Raw genomic sequence first — 17,892 nt, 5'->3', positions numbered from 1 at the left:
TGGCAGGAAAAAATGGTTACTATCAATACGGAATCTGCTTTAACGCCACGTTCTTTGCGGGATACGCGGCGTATGAATATGTTTGTTTCGGTAGCTGCTGCGGTCGCAGGATTGTTATTTGGTCTTGATATCGGCGTAATCGCCGGAGCGTTGCCGTTCATTACCGATCACTTTGTGCTGACCAGTCGTTTGCAGGAATGGGTGGTCAGTAGCATGATGCTCGGCGCAGCAATTGGTGCGCTGTTTAATGGTTGGCTGTCGTTCCGCCTGGGGCGTAAATACAGCCTGATGGCGGGGGCCATCCTGTTTGTACTCGGTTCGATAGGGTCCGCTTTTGCGACCAGCGTAGAGATGTTAATCGCCGCTCGTGTGGTGTTGGGCATTGCTGTCGGGATCGCGTCTTACACCGCTCCTCTATATCTTTCTGAAATGGCAAGTGAAAACGTTCGCGGTAAGATGATCAGCATGTACCAGTTGATGGTCACTCTCGGCATCGTGCTGGCGTTTTTATCCGATACAGCGTTCAGTTATAGCGGTAACTGGCGCGCAATGTTGGGGGTTCTTGCTTTACCAGCAGTTCTGCTGATTATTCTGGTGGTCTTCCTGCCAAATAGCCCGCGCTGGCTGGCGGAAAAGGGGCGTCATATTGAGGCGGAAGAAGTATTGCGTATGCTGCGCGATACGTCGGAAAAAGCGCGAGAAGAACTCAACGAAATTCGTGAAAGCCTGAAGTTAAAACAGGGCGGTTGGGCATTGTTTAAGATCAACCGTAACGTCCGTCGTGCTGTATTTCTCGGTATGTTGTTGCAGGCGATGCAGCAGTTTACCGGTATGAACATCATCATGTACTACGCGCCACGTATCTTCAAAATGGCGGGCTTTACGACCACAGAACAACAGATGATTGCGACTCTGGTCGTGGGGCTGACCTTTATGTTCGCCACTTTCATTGCGGTCTTTACGGTAGATAAAGCAGGGCGTAAGCCGGCTCTGAAAATTGGTTTCAGCGTGATGGCGTTAGGCACTCTGGTGCTGGGTTACTGCCTGATGCAGTTTGATAACGGTACGGCTTCCAGTGGCTTGTCCTGGCTCTCTGTTGGCATGACGATGATGTGTATTGCCGGTTATGCGATGAGCGCCGCGCCAGTGGTGTGGATCTTGTGCTCTGAAATTCAGCCGCTGAAATGCCGCGATTTTGGCGTCACCTGCTCAACGACGACAAACTGGGTGTCGAATATGATTATCGGCGCGACCTTCCTGACACTGCTTGATAGCATTGGCGCTGCCGGTACGTTCTGGTTCTACACTGCGCTGAACATTGCGTTTGTGGGCATCACTTTCTGGCTCATTCCGGAAACCAAAAATGTCACGCTGGAACATATCGAACGCAAACTGATGGCAGGCGAGAAGTTGAGAAATATCGGCGTCTGATTTCACGGGCCGGATGTGCTGTACATCCGGTCCTTTTTTCGTTAATAGAGATTGGGCACCTGGCCGTTGAGGCGTTTGTCTCGTTCCTTATTCAGCCTTGTTGCGGTAACACACATCAGGAGAGAGGAATGAAAACAATTGGTTTGCTGGGAGGAATGAGTTGGGAATCCACTATTCCTTACTATCGTCTGATAAATGAAGGCATTAAACAGCGGCTTGGTGGGCTTCACTCTGCGCAAGTGCTGCTACATAGCGTCGATTTTCATGAAATAGAAGAGTGCCAGCGTCGCGGTGAGTGGGACAAAACCGGGGATATTCTGGCTGAGGCGGCGCTTGGCTTACAGCGGGCGGGCGCAGAAGGTATTGTGTTATGTACCAATACGATGCACAAAGTGGCGGATGCCATTGAGTCTCGTTGCTCTCTGCCTTTCTTACACATTGCGGATGCCACTGGACGTGCAATTACCGGGGCAGGAATGACTCGTGTGGCGCTGCTGGGGACACGTTACACCATGGAACAGGATTTTTATCGCGGGCGGCTGACGGAACAATTTTCCATCAACTGTCTTATTCCTGAAGCGGATGAACGGGCGAAAATTAATCAGATTATTTTTGAAGAACTGTGTCTGGGGCAATTTACCGAAGCGTCACGCGCTTATTATGCGCAAGTGATTGCTCGCCTTGCAGAACAGGGCGCACAGGGCGTTATTTTTGGCTGCACAGAAATTGGTTTACTGGTGCCAGAAGAGCGCAGTGTTCTGCCTGTGTTTGATACCGCGGCGATCCATGCCGAGGATGCTGTCGCTTTTATGCTGTCGTAGCTGACGACAAAATAGCGTCAAGAGAAGTGACCAGTTTCGGTAATCCCGCTTGTAAATGCTCACTAAACGCCTGCACCAGCGCTGATGACGGGCGGTGCAGGGGGCGGATCAGGCTGACGGTGAACGGAACCGCAATACTGAACCGCCGCACCACTAAACCGCTTGCCGCATAATCCAGTGCGGTGAGCGGGTTAACCACCGAAACACCTACCCCCGCCCGTACCATTGCGCAGACTGACGCGGCGCTGTGGGTTTCTACGATCATGCGTCGTTTAACCTGATTCTCAGTAAACAATTGATCCAGCAACTGGCGATAGCTGTCAGTACGGGAAAGGCTGATGTAGTTCTCACTGTGAAAATCTTCTGGCGTTAATATCTCTTTTGCCGCCAGCGGATGACCCGGAGGTAACACACACACTTCATCTAAAGAGAGTAATTCGGTACGTTCTGTTCCCGCAGGCATATGGAGTGTCTCAGTGAGTCCTAAATCATGACGCTGGGCCGAGAGCCACTCTTCAAGTAGCGGTGATTCCTGGGGCACGATATTTAAGCTGACATCGGGATAACGTGCCAGAAAGGGTTGCAGGAGCTGCGGTAAAAAAGATTGCGAAAAGACCGGCAGGCAGGCAATAGACAGTTCTCCCTGGCGAAACTCGCGCAGACTTTCTGCGGCGCTGACAATGCGATCCAGTCCGTACCAGGATCGTTGCACTTCTTCAAACAGACGCAGTCCTTGCACGGTAGGATGCAATCGTCCACGTACGCGCTCAAACAATTTCAGCCCGATCACCTTCTCAAAGCGCGCCAGTTCGCGGCTGACAGTTGGCTGTGAGGTGTGTAGCAGGTGTGCCGCCTCAGTCAGGCTTCCGGCGGTCATTACCGCATGAAAAATTTCAATATGACGTAAGTTAACGGCGGCCATTAGCGCTCTCTCGCAATCCGGTAATCCATATCATTTTTGCATAGACTCAACATAAATCGATATTTTTTATTCTTTTTATGATGTGGCGTAATCATAAAAAAGCACTTATCTGGAGTTTGTTATGCCACATTCACTGTTCAGCACTGATACCGATCTCACCGCCGAAAATCTGCTGCGTTTGCCCGCAGAATTTGGCTGCCCGGTGTGGGTCTACGATGCGCAAATTATTCGTCGGCAGATTGCAGCGCTGAAACAGTTTGATGTGGTGCGCTTCGCACAGAAAGCCTGTTCCAATATTCATATTTTGCGCTTAATGCGTGAGCAGGGCGTGAAAGTGGATTCCGTCTCGTTAGGCGAAATAGAGCGTGCGTTGGCGGCGGGTTACAATCCGCAAACGCACCCCGATGATATTGTTTTTACGGCAGATGTTATCGATCAGGCGACGCTTGAACGCGTCAGTGAATTGCAAATTCCGGTGAATGCGGGTTCTGTTGATATGCTCGACCAACTGGGTCAGGTTTCGCCAGGGCATCGGGTATGGCTGCGTGTTAATCCGGGGTTTGGTCACGGGCATAGCCAAAAAACCAATACTGGTGGCGAAAACAGCAAGCACGGTATCTGGTATACCGATCTGCCCGCCGCACTGGACGTGATACAACGTCATCATCTGCAGCTGGTCGGCATTCACATGCACATTGGTTCTGGCGTTGATTATGCCCATCTGGAGCAAGTGTGTGGTGCTATGGTGCGTCAGGTCCTCGAATTCGGTCAGGATTTACAGGCTATTTCTGCGGGCGGTGGGCTTTCTATTCCTTATCAACAGGGTGAAGAGGCGGTTGATACCGAACATTATTATGGTCTGTGGAATGCCGCGCGTGAGCAAATCGCCCGCCATTTGGGCCATCCTGTGAAACTGGAAATTGAACCGGGTCGCTTTCTGGTAGCGCAGGCTGGCGTATTAATTACTCAAGTGCGGAGCGTCAAACAAATGGGTAGCCGCCACTTTGTGCTGGTTGATGCCGGGTTCAACGATCTGATGCGCCCGGCAATGTACGGTAGTTACCACCATATCAGTGCCCTGGCAGCTGATGGTCGTTCTCTGGAACACGCACCAACGGTGGAAACCGTCGTCGCCGGACCGTTATGTGAATCGGGCGATGTCTTTACCCAGCAGGAAGGGGGAAATGTCGAAACCCGCGCCTTGCCGGAAGTGAAGGCGGGTGATTATCTGGTATTGCATGATACGGGGGCATATGGCGCATCAATGTCATCCAACTACAACAGTCGTCCGCTGTTACCAGAAGTTCTGTTTGATAATGGTCAGGCTCGGTTGATTCGCCGTCGCCAGACCATCGAAGAATTACTGGCGCTGGAATTGCTTTAACTGTGGTTAGTCGCTGGTTGCATGATGACTTGCCTCCAGCGACGGAGTTGACACTGAATGGCGACGTACCAGCGTCGGACTAAAGACATTAGTGATTTCCGGGAGAGGGCGATTATCCGCCAGCGCCAAAGCCAGTTCGGCAGCCTGCGTCGCCATCGTCACGATTGGGTAACGCACGGTGGTCAGGCGCGGACGCACATAGCGTGACACCAGCACATCATCAAAGCCAATTAACGAAATCTCACCCGGTACATCAATACCATTATCATTGAGCACGCCCATCGCGCCCGCCGCCATTGAATCGTTATAACAGGCTACCGCAGTGAAATTTCTGCCTCGTCCCAAAAGCTCGGTCATTGCCTGTTCACCGCCGCTTTCGTCTGGTTCGCCAAATGTCACCAGCCGGTCATTGGCCGCAATACCACTTTCAGCAAGGGCATCGTAATACCCTTGCAGACGATCTTCGGCGTCAGAAATAGAGTGGTTAGAGCACAGATAACCAATGCGGGTATGACCTTGCTGAATTAAATGACGCGTAGCCAGCCAGGCACCGTAACGATCGTCCAGAGCAATACAACGGTTTTCAAAGCTAGGCAGGATACGGTTGATCAGCACCATACCGGGCATTTGTTTCATTAATGAGGCTAAATCGGCATCCGGGATCATTTTGGCATGGACAACCAGCGCAGCACAGCGATGGCGGATCAGTTGCTCAATGGCCTGACGCTCTTTTTGTTCGTTGTGGTAACCGTTGCCAATCAATAAAAAATTACCAGTGTGATAAGCCACCTGTTCGACCGCTTTCACCATTGCACCGAAAAACGGATCGGAAACATCACCAACGACCAGACCGACAGTTTCAGTGGTCTGCTGCGCCAGCGCACGGGCGTTGGCGTTCGGGTGATAGCTAAGAGACTCCATTGCACTATGCACAGCCAGCCGGGAAGCTTCGCTGGCTTTGGGTGAATTATTAATGACGCGGGAAACGGTGGCGACTGAAACGCCTGCCAGTCGGGCTACATCCTTTATGGTCGCCATGAAAATACCTTAGTGGGTAAACGCTTACATTCTTTCAGTGTTACGGAAAACGCCCGTTGGTTCAAGGGGTGGCGTGTTTTCATCCTGGGAATGTGAGCCAAACGCAAATAAGTAAGACAAAAAAAGAGATTGCAAACCTTTGGTTACACTTTGCGAAACGCTGTTGCGATTGACCGCTGGTGGCGTTTGGCTTCAGGTTGCTAAAGTGGTGATCCCAGAGGTATTGATAGGTGAAGTCAACTTCGGGTTGAGCACATGAATTACACCAGCCTGCGCAGATGCGCAGGTTTTTTTTTGCCGGTCATCAATCTGTAACAGTAACCGACAATTTACACACCTCGTTGCATTTCCCTTCATTCCTTTGCGTTTTCTCGCTGGCGAAGAGTCGTCGTGCAGACCACAATCAAGATCCCAGAGGTATTGATTGGTGAGATTATTCGGTACGCTCTTCGTACCCTGTCTCTTGCACCAACCTGCGCGGATGCGCAGGTTTTTTTTCGCACCTAATTTACTGTCGCTCGCGTTCTTTATCTCGTGTAATCTCCCTCCATTCGCTTTTACTGAATCAGAGCAAAGGGAGTTGGAATGCTTTTTAGCTTTTTTCGAAATTTGTGCCGTGTTTTGTATCGCGTTCGCGTTACGGGTGACACCCAGGCACTGAAGGGCGAGCGCGTTCTAATCACGCCTAATCACGTCTCTTTTATTGATGGCATACTGCTGGCATTGTTTTTACCCGTACGTCCGGTATTTGCCGTTTACACCTCAATAAGCCAACAGTGGTATATGCGTTGGCTGAAATCATTTATCGACTTTGTTCCTCTCGACCCGACGCAACCTATGGCGATTAAACATCTGGTACGTCTGGTGGAACAGGGCCGACCAGTGGTGATTTTCCCTGAAGGACGAATCACCACCACAGGCTCGCTGATGAAAATCTACGATGGCGCGGGTTTTGTCGCGGCGAAGTCTGGTGCAACGGTTATTCCTGTGCGTATTGAAGGTGCGGAACTTACGCACTTCAGCCGCCTGAAAGGCCTGGTTAAACGTCGCTTGTTCCCGCAAATTACTCTGCATATTTTGCCACCAACGCAGGTGGAGATGCCGGATGCGCCGCGTGCCCGTGACCGTCGCAAAATCGCTGGCGAAATGCTGCATCAAATAATGATGGAAGCGCGTATGGCGGTGCGCCCGCGTGAAACGCTGTACGAATCTTTACTGAGTGCAATGTACCGCTTCGGTGCCGGGAAGAAATGTGTCGAAGACGTTAACTTTACCCCGGACTCCTATCGCAAATTGCTTACGAAAACGCTGTTTGTTGGACGCATCCTTGAAAAATACAGTGTTGAAGGCGAACGCATCGGCTTAATGCTGCCCAATGCAGGCATCAGTGCGGCAGTGATTTTTGGGGCCATCGCCCGTCGCCGCATTCCCGCAATGATGAACTACACCGCCGGGGTAAAAGGGCTGACCAGTGCTATTACGGCGGCTGAAATCAAAACCATCTTCACTTCCCGCCAGTTTCTCGATAAAGGCAAACTCTGGCATCTGCCGGAGCAACTTACTCAGGTGCGCTGGGTCTATCTGGAAGATTTAAAAGCAGATGTCACCACTGCCGACAAAGTATGGATCTTCGCTCATTTGCTGATGCCGCGTCTGGCACAGGTCAAACAGCAGCCGGAAGAAGAGGCGCTGATCCTTTTTACCTCCGGTTCTGAAGGCCATCCGAAAGGCGTCGTCCATAGCCATAAAAGCATTCTGGCGAATGTCGAGCAGATTAAAACGATTGCCGACTTCACCACCAACGATCGCTTTATGTCGGCGTTACCGCTGTTTCACTCCTTTGGGCTGACGGTAGGCCTGTTTACGCCACTGCTCACAGGTGCAGAAGTGTTCCTTTATCCAAGCCCGCTGCATTACCGCATTGTGCCGGAGTTGGTGTATGACCGCAGTTGCACCGTGTTGTTCGGTACCTCGACTTTCCTCGGTCACTACGCGCGTTTCGCCAACCCGTATGACTTCTATCGTCTACGCTATGTGGTGGCAGGCGCAGAAAAACTACAAGAAAGTACCAAACAGCTTTGGCAGGATAAATTTGGCCTGCGCATCCTTGAAGGCTACGGTGTGACCGAGTGCGCGCCTGTCGTTTCTATCAACGTACCGATGGCGGCGAAACCCGGTACGGTAGGGCGTATTCTACCAGGAATGGATGCGCGCCTGTTGTCGGTTCCTGGTATCGAAGAGGGCGGACGCCTCCAACTGAAAGGGCCGAACATAATGAACGGCTATCTCCGGGTGGAGAAGCCAGGTGTACTGGAAGTGCCCACCGCCGAGAATGTTCGCGGCGAAATGGAGCGCGGCTGGTATGACACTGGCGATATTGTGCGTTTCGACGAGCAGGGCTTTGTGCAGATTCAGGGCCGCGCAAAACGCTTTGCCAAAATTGCAGGCGAAATGGTATCGCTGGAAATGGTGGAACAACTGGCACTTGGTGTTTCGCCAGATAAAGTCCATGCCACTGCGATTAAGAGCGATGCCAGCAAAGGCGAGGCGCTGGTGCTTTTCACCACAGATAACGAACTGACGCGCGATAAGTTGCAACAGTATGCCCGCGAGCACGGCGTGCCGGAGCTTGCTGTACCGCGCGATATTCGCTATCTGAAACAGATGCCATTACTTGGCAGCGGCAAACCTGACTTTGTCACGTTGAAAAGCTGGGTAGACGAAGCGGAACAACACGATGAGTGAGTCAGTGCACACTAACACTTCGTTGTGGTCGAAGGGGATGAAAGCGGTTATCGTGGCGCAGTTTCTCTCTGCGTTTGGCGATAATGCGCTGCTGTTTGCCACTCTGGCGTTACTGAAAGCGCAGTTCTATCCGGAGTGGAGCCAGCCCATCCTGCAAATGGTGTTTGTAGGTGCTTACATTCTTTTTGCGCCGTTTGTCGGACAGGTGGCGGATAGCTTCGCCAAAGGCCGGGTGATGATGTTTGCCAACGGCCTGAAGCTGCTGGGCGCAGCCAGTATCTGCTTTGGTATCAATCCGTTTCTCGGCTATACGCTGGTGGGTGTTGGTGCTGCAGCCTATTCACCGGCGAAATACGGTATTCTCGGCGAATTAACCACAGGTAGTAAGTTAGTGAAAGCTAACGGTTTAATGGAAGCTTCTACCATAGCGGCGATTTTGCTCGGTTCCGTAGCCGGTGGTGTGCTGGCTGACTGGCATGTCCTGGTCGCCCTGGCCGCATGCGCACTGGCCTACGGTGGTGCGGTCGTTGCCAATATCTACATTCCCAAACTGGCGGCGGCGCGTCCGGGGCAGTCCTGGAATCTCATCAGCATGACCCGCAGTTTCCTGAATGCCTGCACCTCGCTATGGCGCAATGGTGAAACGCGTTTTTCGCTGGTGGGCACCAGTTTATTCTGGGGAGCGGGTGTCACGCTGCGTTTCCTGTTGGTGCTGTGGGTACCGGTGGCGCTGGGTATAACCGATAACGCTACGCCGACCTATCTCAACGCGATGGTTGCGATTGGTATCGTGGTTGGCGCTGGTGCGGCAGCGAAGCTGGTTACGCTGGAAACCGTATCACGCTGTATGCCAGCCGGGATTTTGATTGGCGTGGTGGTACTGATTTTCTCCCTGCAACATGAGCTGCTGCCAGCCTATGCCTTGTTGATGCTGATTGGCGTGCTGGGGGGCTTTTTTGTCGTTCCGCTCAATGCGTTGCTACAGGAACGGGGTAAAAAAAGCGTCGGGGCGGGGAATGCAATTGCAGTACAAAACCTTGGCGAAAACAGCGCCATGTTGTTGATGCTGGGCATTTACTCGCTGGCGGTAATGGTAGGCATCCCGGTAGTGCCCATTGGCATTGGCTTCGGTGCGCTATTTGCGCTGGCAATAACGGCGCTGTGGATCTGGCAGCGCCGTCATTAATATTTAACGCCGGTTTTAACCGGCGTTAATCTTATGGGGCAGGATACGTATAAACCTGATGCACCGCTTCAATTTCTGCCAACACGTCTTCGCTTAACTCCAGATGCAAACTTTCGACGTTAGTTTTCAGCTGCTCCATCGTGGTTGCGCCCAGCAGAGTGCTGGCAACAAACGGTTGACGGCGTACAAAAGCGAGCGCCATCTGAGCAGGATCCAGGCCATGACGTCTGGCAATATCAACATACGCCGCGACGGCTTTTTGCGTTTGCTCACCGCTATAGCGGGTGAAGCGACTAAAGAGCGTATTACGTGCGCCAGCGGGTTTTGCACCATTGAGATATTTCCCGGTCAGCGTACCGAAACCCAGGCACGAATAGGCCAGCAGTTCGACCCCTTCATACTGGCTGACTTCTGCCAGACCTACTTCAAAACTGCGGTTTAACAGACTGTAGGGATTCTGAATGGTGACAATACGCGGCAGATCGTGTTTGTCCGCCAGATGCAGGTAGCGCATTACGCCAAATGCAGTTTCGTTCGACACGCCGATATAACGAATTTTTCCCGCGCGTTGGTACTCTGCCAGTGCGTCCAGTGTATCCAGCAGCGAAACCGCAGGCGCAGAATCTGTCCAGCTATAACCGAGTTTGCCGAAGCAGTTGGTTGGGCGCTGCGGCCAGTGCACCTGATAAAGATCGAGGTAATCAGTCTGCAGACGCTTGAGGCTGTCATGCAGCGCTTCGCGGATATTCTTCCGATCCAGCGCCTGATCCGGGCGGATGCCTTTGTCATTATTGCGCGACGGTCCGCTCACTTTGGAGGCGATAATTAACTTTTCGCGGCTGCCATGTTTCGCCAGCCAGTTGCCGACGTAGGTTTCGGTTAACCCTTGCGTTTCGGGGCGCGGAGGTACTGGGTACATTTCGGCAACGTCGATAAGGTTAATGCCCTGAGCGACGGCATAGTCGAGTTGTGCGTGGGCGTCGGCTTCGCTGTTCTGTTCACCAAACGTCATCGTGCCAAGCCCCAGCGTGCTGACTTCCAGCGAACTGTGGGGTATACGGTGATATTGCATAGCCGTTTCCTTTTTATAATCACAACATAAGGAATATAAAAATGGCAGAGGGAAGGGAAAAGGGAAAGAGAAAAATCTTAAGGCCAGCCGGATGCTGACCTTATTTGTTAACGTTCAATAATTTGCGAAACATCATCACGGTTAATTTGCATCGCGTTACCTTGCTGATCGTGATAACTCACCAGCCCGGTATCATCATCAATTTCAGGTTTTCCATCGGTCAAAATCATACGGCCATCTTTGGTCGCCATGACGTAATCACTGGAACACCCGGAAACAGCAAACGCCAGTCCGACTGCAGAAATTATTACTGCCCATTTTTTCATCCGGTTATCCTCATTTGGCCCACCTATGATAATAGTCTTTTTATAAACCTACGTTATATATCTTGAAAGCAGGAAAATCTTAAACTGTGAGAGTAACAGGAGTGAGTACGCCCTCCCGCAGGAGAGCGTACGGAGTATCAGAGCGGATTCTTTTTGTTGCGAATCAGATTGAGGCTTTCAACCGCAATAGAGAAGAACATCGCGAAGTAGATGTAACCTTTCGGTACGTGGATGTCGAAACTTTCCAGAATCAAGGTAAAGCCCACCAGAATCAGGAAAGAGAGCGCCAGCATTTTTACCGAAGGATGGCGTTCGACAAAATCACCAATCGAGCGCGCGGCAAACATCATCACGCCTACGGCAATCACCACGGCTGCCATCATAATAAACAGGTGATCTGACAGACCCACAGCGGTAATCACCGAGTCGAGGCTGAAGATAATATCCAGCAGCATAATCTGCACGATAGCGCCGAGGAATGATGAAACGCGTGTTTTCAGCCCTTCTTCTTCACCTTCAATGGATTCGTGGATTTCCTTGCTGGCTTTCCAGATAAGGAACAAGCCACCCAGAAGCAGAATCAAATCACGGGCGGAAATTTCCTGGCTGAATATTGTAAAAAGCGGATTTGTCAGGCGCGTAACCCAGGCGATTGATGCCAGCAGCGCCAGACGCATAACCATGGCTCCCGCCAATCCCAGACGCCGCGCATGAGCACGTTGTGCTGTGGGGAGCTTTGCCACCACCAGAGAAAGAAAAATAATATTGTCGATCCCAAGAACGATCTCCAGCAGCGTCAGCGTACCGAGCGCAAGCCAGGCGTTAGGATCGGTTATCCATGCAAATAACATCTAAAAAGCCCTGCCAAAAAAATGAAGCGGTAATTATATGCCCGGAAAGCGGCAGGTCAAAGCGATGGCTACTGGATCAGAAAATGACGGGCCAGTAGCGCGCTGGTGAAATTCTTCTTCAAATAAAAGCCGCGTGGCAGCGTCAGAATCCGTTCGCCCCGGGCACCAATGGCTTCGGTCAGCGCTTTCGCATTCGCTGCTTTCGGTCGTATCTGTAAATACTCCCCGTGACGAGCGGTAATCCGCTCAACCTGACCGAGAACAATCATATCCATTAATTCTTCCCAGTCTTCGCGTAGCTGCCGGTCTTCCTCTTCATTCGGGCTCCACAGTAACGGTGATCCTACGCGACGCTGCGCCAGCGGGATGCTGCGCTCGCCTTCAACCGGTATCCACAGTACGCGTTTGAGCTTGTGGCGTACGTGGCTGGTTTCCCAGGTCACCCCGCTATTACCCGTTAACGGGGCTACACAAACGAATGTTGTTTCCAGCGGACGACCAAGACTATCCACAGGGATAGTTTTAAGTTCCACGCCCAGAGCAGCAAAATCTTGCTCAGGTTTACTTCCTGCGCTGGCACCTAGCCAGATCTCCAGTAACACGCCAATCCAGCCCTTATCGCGTTTTAAATTCTCTGGTGTAACCAGCCCGGCAAGTGCTGCCAGTTCTCCCAATGTATAACCAGAAAGTTGCTGTGCTTGCGCTAACAACTGTTCTTCAGTTTCGGGAGGAGAGAGCAGTGGGTGAGGTTGGGACATGTCACGATACCTTGGTTAAAAAACAAACAGCAATTATGTGCCGAATATTCGCAGTGTAACTTTTTCCACATGCGTTGTTCAATTCTCTGATTTATATTGCTTTTTAGGTTGCCGGTAATCGAGTTGCGCAACACTGCAATGGGTTTTCCAAATCTGGTCACTGAAAATAAACAGGATCTTACACCATGTTATCCACAGAAAGCTGGGATAACTGTGAAAAACCTCCACTACTGTTTCCATTTACAGCCTTGACGTGCGACGAAACTCCAGTTTTTAGTGGTTCAGTGCTTAACTTAGTGGCACATTCTGTGGATAAATACCGCATTGGTTGATCTTTCGCCAACCCGTAAATGAGAGGTGTGACCTGGGTCACGAATTACTCTTTTTTATTACTCAAATTACATGTAATGCATTGACTGATAATGAATATTTTAAAATATCTATATCGGGCTTATTCAGAATGCTCTGGGTTTTCCCGTAGTAATTCCGTAGTTCTTCACAACTCTATCCACAGAAAAGGTGAATAAAAACGGCTATCCACCCCTTCCTCTGTTTATAACTCTGCACATAACTGTGAGTTATTCAATTGTTATTAGTGTGTAATGCCCTGCAGAGAGTGGTTTACCGTCTTCCTGGAGTATGAAACAATCATTCGTATATAAAGCTTTATTTTGAGGTAGTCCGGTGATTGATGACGATGGCTACCGCCCAAACGTAGGTATCGTGATTTGTAATCGCCAGGGGCAGGTAATGTGGGCCCGGCGATTTGGTCAGCACTCCTGGCAATTTCCGCAAGGCGGAATCAACCCCGGAGAATCCGCAGAGCAGGCGATGTACCGTGAATTGTTTGAAGAAGTAGGATTAAGCCGCAAAGACGTTCGAATCCTTGCTTCAACGCGTAACTGGTTGCGCTACAAATTACCGAAACGTTTGGTGCGTTGGGACACGAAGCCGGTTTGTATCGGCCAAAAACAAAAATGGTTTCTCTTGCAGCTGGTGAGCGGCGATGCAGAAATCAATATGCAAACCAGCAGTACACCAGAGTTTGACGGCTGGCGATGGGTAAGTTACTGGTATCCAGTCAGACAGGTGGTGTCATTTAAACGTGATGTCTACCGTAGGGTAATGAAAGAGTTCGCGAGTGTGGTGATGTCACTGCAGGAAAATACGCCAAAACCACAAAACGCATCTGCTTATCGACGTAAAAGAGGTTAAGTCACGCCAATTATGCTCACTCGCCTGCGCGAAATAGTCGAAAAGGTAGCCAGCGCACCACGCCTGAATGAGGCGTTAAATATTCTGGTTACCGACATCTGTCTTGCGATGGATACCGAGGTCTGTTCGGTCTACCTGGCCGATCATGATCGACGTTGTTACTACCTGATGGCGACCCGGGGGCTGAAAAAACCACGCGGTCGCACTGTAACGCTCGCGTTTGATGAAGGGATCGTCGGCCTGGTTGGCAGGCTGGCGGAACCGATAAACCTTGCAGATGCGCAAAAGCACCCCAGCTTCAAATACATCCCCTCCGTAAAAGAAGAACGTTTCCGCGCGTTTTTAGGCGTACCAATTATTCAACGTCGCCAGTTGCTTGGTGTACTGGTGGTACAGCAACGAGAGTTGCGCCAGTATGACGAAAGTGAAGAATCCTTCCTGGTGACGCTTGCCACCCAGATGGCAGCTATTCTTTCTCAGTCGCAGTTGACTGCCTTGTTTGGGCAATATCGCCAGACGCGAATCCGTGCATTACCGGCAGCACCTGGTGTGGCGATTGCCGAAGGTTGGCAGGATGCCACGTTACCTTTAATGGAACAGGTGTATCAGGCATCAACGCTGGATCCGGCTCTGGAACGCGAACGACTGACCGGGGCGCTGGAAGGAGCGGCAAACGAGTTTCGCCGCTACAGCAAACGCTTTGCCGCCGGTGCACAAAAAGAAACGGCGGCTATTTTCGATCTTTACTCGCACCTGCTTTCGGACACCCGGCTGCGTCGCGAATTGTTTGCCGAGGTTGATAAAGGCTCGGTGGCAGAGTGGGCGGTAAAAACGGTCATTGAAAAATTTGCCGAACAGTTTGCCGCGCTAAGCGATAACTATCTCAAAGAGCGGGCTGGCGATTTACGTGCGCTGGGTCAGCGATTGCTGTTTCATCTTGATGACGCTAATCAAGGGCCGAATGCCTGGCCGGAACGTTTCATTCTGGTGGCAGATGAACTGTCAGCGACAACGCTTGCTGAGCTGCCCCAGGATCGCTTAGTCGGTGTTGTCGTGCGAGATGGCGCAGCCAACTCCCATGCTGCGATCATGGTACGTGCGCTGGGGATCCCTACCGTGATGGGCGCGGATATTCAGCCTTCGGTGCTGCATCGTAGGACGCTGATCGTTGATGGCTATCGCGGTGAATTGCTGGTCGATCCGGAGCCGGTACTGCTGCAAGAATATCAGCGGCTAATTAGTGAAGAGATTGAGCTTAGCCGTCTGGCGGAAGATGACGTCAATTTACCCGCCCAGTTAAAAAGCGGTGAGCGTATAAAAGTCATGCTCAATGCTGGTTTAAGCCCGGAACATGAAGAAAAACTGGGCAGCCGTATTGATGGCATCGGTCTTTATCGCACTGAAATCCCATTCATGCTGCAAAGTGGTTTTCCGTCGGAAGAAGAACAGGTGGCGCAGTATCAGGGGATGCTGCAAATGTTCAATGATAAACCCGTCACCTTGCGTACGCTGGATGTCGGAGCAGATAAGCAGCTGCCTTACATGCCGATCAGCGAAGAGAATCCATGCCTGGGTTGGCGTGGGATTCGCATTACGCTCGATCAGCCGGAGATCTTCTTGATCCAGGTGCGGGCGATGCTGCGTGCTAATGCCGCTACGGGCAACCTGAATATTCTGTTGCCGATGGTCACCAGCCTCGATGAAGTTGACGAAGCACGCCGCCTGATTGAACGTGCCGGACGTGAAGTCGAGGAGATGATCGGTTACGAAATTCCCAAACCACGTATCGGCATCATGCTTGAAGTGCCGTCAATGGTATTTATGCTGCCGCATCTGGCAAAGCGGGTCGATTTTATCTCTGTTGGCACCAACGATCTGACTCAATACATCCTGGCCGTTGATCGCAACAATACCCGGGTGGCGAACATTTATGACAGTCTTCATCCTGCAATGTTACGAGCTCTGGCGATGATCGCTCGGGAAGCGGAAATACATGGTATCGATCTCCGTTTGTGCGGTGAAATGGCGGGCGATCCCATGTGCGTGGCAATCCTCATTGGGCTTGGGTATCGTCATCTGTCTATGAACGGACGTTCTGTAGCGCGCGTAAAATACCTGCTGCGGCGCATTGATTATGCCGAAGCAGAAAATCTTGCGCAGCGTAGTCTGGAAGCGCAACTGGCGACCGAAGTTCGCCATCAGGTTGCAGCCTTTATGGAGCGTCGCGGCATGGGCGGGTTGATTCGCGGAGGGTTATAGCGCGGATCATATACATATCTTTTAACGGTATCCGGCAACCAGCCAGGTCCCCTTGTGCTATTATTCGCACCTTTGGAGCGCCTGAAACCTGCGGCGCGCATTTCAATCGCTGTTCTCTTTCAGCGAAATAACAAGAACTTGTGGTGACAGATGACCAGTAGCTATCTGCATTTTCCGGAGTTTGATCCGGTCATTTTCTCAATAGGACCCGTAGCGCTTCACTGGTACGGCCTGATGTATCTGGTGGGTTTCATTTTTGCAATGTGGCTGGCAACACGTCGGGCGAATCGTCCGGGCAGCGGCTGGACCAAAAATGAAGTTGAAAACTTACTCTATGCGGGCTTCCTCGGCGTCTTCCTCGGTGGACGTATTGGTTATGTTCTGTTCTACAACTTCCCGCAGTTTATGGCCGATCCGCTGTATCTGTTCCGTGTCTGGGACGGCGGCATGTCCTTCCACGGCGGCCTGATTGGCGTTATCGTGGTGATGATTATCTTCGCCCGCCGTACTAAACGTTCCTTCTTCCAGGTCTCTGATTTTATCGCACCACTCATTCCGTTTGGTCTTGGTGCCGGGCGTCTGGGCAACTTTATTAACGGTGAATTGTGGGGCCGCGTTGACCCGAACTTCCCGTTTGCCATGCTGTTCCCTGGCTCCCGTACAGAAGATATTTTGCTGCTGCAAACCAACCCGCAGTGGCAATCCATTTTCGATACTTACGGTGTGCTGCCGCGCCACCCATCACAGCTTTACGAGCTGTTGCTGGAAGGTGTAGTGCTGTTTATTATCCTCAACCTGTATATTCGTAAACCGCGCCCAATGGGAGCTGTCTCAGGTTTGTTCCTGATTGGTTACGGCGCGTTTCGCATCATTGTTGAGTTTTTCCGCCAGCCCGACGCGCAGTTTACTGGTGCCTGGGTGCAGTACATCAGCATGGGACAAATTCTTTCCATCCCGATGATTGTCGCGGGTGTGATCATGATGGTCTGGGCATATCGTCGCAGCCCACAGCAACACGTTTCCTGAGGAACCATGAAACAGTATTTAGAACTGATGCAAAAAGTGCTCGACGAAGGCACACAGAAAAACGACCGTACCGGAACCGGAACGCTTTCCATTTTTGGTCATCAGATGCGTTTTAACCTGCAGGATGGATTCCCGCTGGTGACAACCAAACGTTGCCACCTGCGTTCCATCATCCACGAACTGCTGTGGTTCCTGCAGGGCGATACTAACATTGCTTATCTACACGAAAACAATGTCACCATCTGGGACGAATGGGCCGATGAAAATGGCGACCTCGGGCCAGTGTATGGTAAACAGTGGCGCGCCTGGCCAACGCCAGATGGTCGTCATATTGACCAGATTACTACGGTATTGAACCAGCTGAAAAACGACCCGGATTCCCGCCGCATTATTGTTTCAGCGTGGAACGTAGGCGAACTGGATAAAATGGCGCTGGCACCGTGCCATGCATTCTTCCAGTTCTATGTGGCAGACGGCAAACTCTCTTGCCAGCTTTATCAGCGCTCCTGTGACGTTTTCCTCGGGCTGCCGTTCAACATTGCCAGCTACGCGTTACTGGTGCATATGATGGCGCAGCAGTGCGATCTGGAAGTGGGTGATTTTGTCTGGACCGGTGGCGACACGCACCTGTACAGCAACCATATGGATCAAACTCATCTGCAATTAAGCCGCGAACCGCGTCCGCTGCCGAAGTTGATTATCAAACGTAAACCCGAATCCATCTTCGACTACCGTTTCGAAGACTTTGAGATTGAAGGATACGATCCACATCCGGGCATTAAAGCGCCGGTGGCTATCTAATTACGAAACATCCTGCCAGAGCCGACGCCAGTGTGCGTCGGTTTTTTTTACCCTCCG

General features: G+C 51.4%; 16 protein-coding genes. 10 read left to right on the top strand and 6 right to left on the bottom strand.

The window, feature by feature from the left end; translation table 11 throughout:
- The first annotated feature begins 12 nt into the window (after positions 1 to 12).
- Positions 13 to 1,431 carry an arabinose-proton symporter AraE gene (araE, locus tag ACJHYR_RS03425; RefSeq protein ID WP_059327664.1) on the top strand — a complete coding sequence of 473 codons (1,419 nt, stop codon included), beginning with the start codon at positions 13 to 15 and terminating at the stop codon, positions 1,429 to 1,431.
- A 128-nt stretch (positions 1,432 to 1,559) separates the two neighbouring features.
- Positions 1,560 to 2,252: an amino acid racemase gene (gene ygeA / locus ACJHYR_RS03420; RefSeq protein ID WP_000848654.1), complete on the top strand. Its 693-nt coding sequence runs from the start codon at positions 1,560 to 1,562 to the stop codon at positions 2,250 to 2,252.
- On the opposite strand, the gene lysR is transcribed toward ygeA, so the two are convergent.
- Positions 2,239 to 3,174 (bottom strand): DNA-binding transcriptional regulator LysR, encoded by a 936-nt coding sequence (gene lysR / locus ACJHYR_RS03415; protein ID WP_000741815.1) that lies wholly within the window; start codon positions 3,172 to 3,174, stop codon positions 2,239 to 2,241. The two genes, ygeA and lysR, sit on opposite strands and share 14 nt — an antisense overlap.
- Before the next feature lie 121 nt (positions 3,175 to 3,295).
- Here lysR and lysA point away from each other — a divergent pair, with 121 nt between their 5' ends.
- Positions 3,296 to 4,558, top strand: coding sequence for a diaminopimelate decarboxylase (gene lysA / locus ACJHYR_RS03410; RefSeq protein ID WP_001120720.1), 1,263 nt, complete (start codon positions 3,296 to 3,298; stop codon positions 4,556 to 4,558).
- A 6-nt stretch (positions 4,559 to 4,564) separates the two neighbouring features.
- On the opposite strand, the gene galR is transcribed toward lysA, so the two are convergent.
- Complete coding sequence (gene galR, locus ACJHYR_RS03405; protein WP_059327665.1) at positions 4,565 to 5,596, bottom strand: HTH-type transcriptional regulator GalR; 1,032 nt, start codon at positions 5,594 to 5,596, stop codon at positions 4,565 to 4,567.
- A 585-nt stretch (positions 5,597 to 6,181) separates the two neighbouring features.
- On the opposite strand from galR, the gene aas reads away from it, so the two are divergent.
- Positions 6,182 to 8,341: a bifunctional acyl-ACP--phospholipid O-acyltransferase/long-chain-fatty-acid--ACP ligase gene (gene aas / locus ACJHYR_RS03400; RefSeq protein ID WP_000899041.1), complete on the top strand. Its 2,160-nt coding sequence runs from the start codon at positions 6,182 to 6,184 to the stop codon at positions 8,339 to 8,341.
- Entirely contained in the window at positions 8,334 to 9,527 is a 1,194-nt protein-coding gene (gene lplT, locus ACJHYR_RS03395; protein WP_000004624.1) for a lysophospholipid transporter LplT, read from the top strand. Before aas ends, lplT begins: the two co-directional genes overlap by 8 nt.
- Positions 9,528 to 9,558: 31 nt before the next feature.
- Here lplT and ACJHYR_RS03390 read toward each other — a convergent pair whose 3' ends face one another.
- The 4 genes from ACJHYR_RS03390 to mutH all read right to left on the bottom strand — a co-directional run bounded on the left by ACJHYR_RS03390 (position 9,559) and on the right by mutH (position 12,534).
- Positions 9,559 to 10,599, bottom strand: coding sequence for an NADP(H)-dependent aldo-keto reductase (locus ACJHYR_RS03390; protein ID WP_001199299.1), 1,041 nt, complete (start codon positions 10,597 to 10,599; stop codon positions 9,559 to 9,561).
- 107 nt (positions 10,600 to 10,706) lie between these two features.
- Positions 10,707 to 10,925, bottom strand: a complete 219-nt coding sequence (gene ygdR, locus ACJHYR_RS03385) for a lipoprotein YgdR (RefSeq protein WP_000758655.1) — start codon at positions 10,923 to 10,925, stop codon at positions 10,707 to 10,709.
- 137 nt (positions 10,926 to 11,062) lie between these two features.
- Positions 11,063 to 11,776, bottom strand: coding sequence for a TerC family protein (locus ACJHYR_RS03380; protein WP_000895624.1), 714 nt, complete (start codon positions 11,774 to 11,776; stop codon positions 11,063 to 11,065).
- A gap of 68 nt (positions 11,777 to 11,844) precedes the next feature.
- Complete coding sequence (gene mutH / locus ACJHYR_RS03375; RefSeq protein WP_000081853.1) at positions 11,845 to 12,534, bottom strand: DNA mismatch repair endonuclease MutH; 690 nt, start codon at positions 12,532 to 12,534, stop codon at positions 11,845 to 11,847.
- A 185-nt stretch (positions 12,535 to 12,719) separates the two neighbouring features.
- On the opposite strand from mutH, the gene ygdT reads away from it, so the two are divergent.
- The 5 genes from ygdT to thyA all read left to right on the top strand — a co-directional run bounded on the left by ygdT (position 12,720) and on the right by thyA (position 17,835).
- Positions 12,720 to 12,866 carry a protein YgdT gene (ygdT, locus tag ACJHYR_RS03370; RefSeq protein ID WP_001305801.1) on the top strand — a complete coding sequence of 49 codons (147 nt, stop codon included), beginning with the start codon at positions 12,720 to 12,722 and terminating at the stop codon, positions 12,864 to 12,866.
- Positions 12,867 to 13,218: 352 nt separating this feature from the next.
- Entirely contained in the window at positions 13,219 to 13,749 is a 531-nt protein-coding gene (gene rppH, locus ACJHYR_RS03365) for an RNA pyrophosphohydrolase (RefSeq protein ID WP_000564489.1), read from the top strand.
- Between the two features lie 12 nt (positions 13,750 to 13,761).
- Complete coding sequence (gene ptsP, locus ACJHYR_RS03360; RefSeq protein WP_000957927.1) at positions 13,762 to 16,008, top strand: phosphoenolpyruvate--protein phosphotransferase; 2,247 nt, start codon at positions 13,762 to 13,764, stop codon at positions 16,006 to 16,008.
- Positions 16,009 to 16,158: 150 nt separating this feature from the next.
- A complete protein-coding gene (gene lgt / locus ACJHYR_RS03355; RefSeq protein ID WP_000204658.1) occupies positions 16,159 to 17,034 on the top strand; it encodes a prolipoprotein diacylglyceryl transferase in 876 nt (291 codons plus the stop codon).
- A 6-nt stretch (positions 17,035 to 17,040) separates the two neighbouring features.
- Positions 17,041 to 17,835, top strand: coding sequence for a thymidylate synthase (gene thyA, locus ACJHYR_RS03350; RefSeq protein ID WP_000816232.1), 795 nt, complete (start codon positions 17,041 to 17,043; stop codon positions 17,833 to 17,835).
- Positions 17,836 to 17,892: the final 57 nt, after the last annotated feature.

This window comes from Escherichia sp. WS1450 (assembly GCF_046487395.1).
GTDB classification, from domain to species: Bacteria; Pseudomonadota; Gammaproteobacteria; order Enterobacterales; family Enterobacteriaceae; genus Escherichia; species Escherichia coli.
The sequence above is the reverse complement of the archived record's forward strand: the minus strand, read 5'-3'. Positions and strand labels throughout refer to the sequence as shown.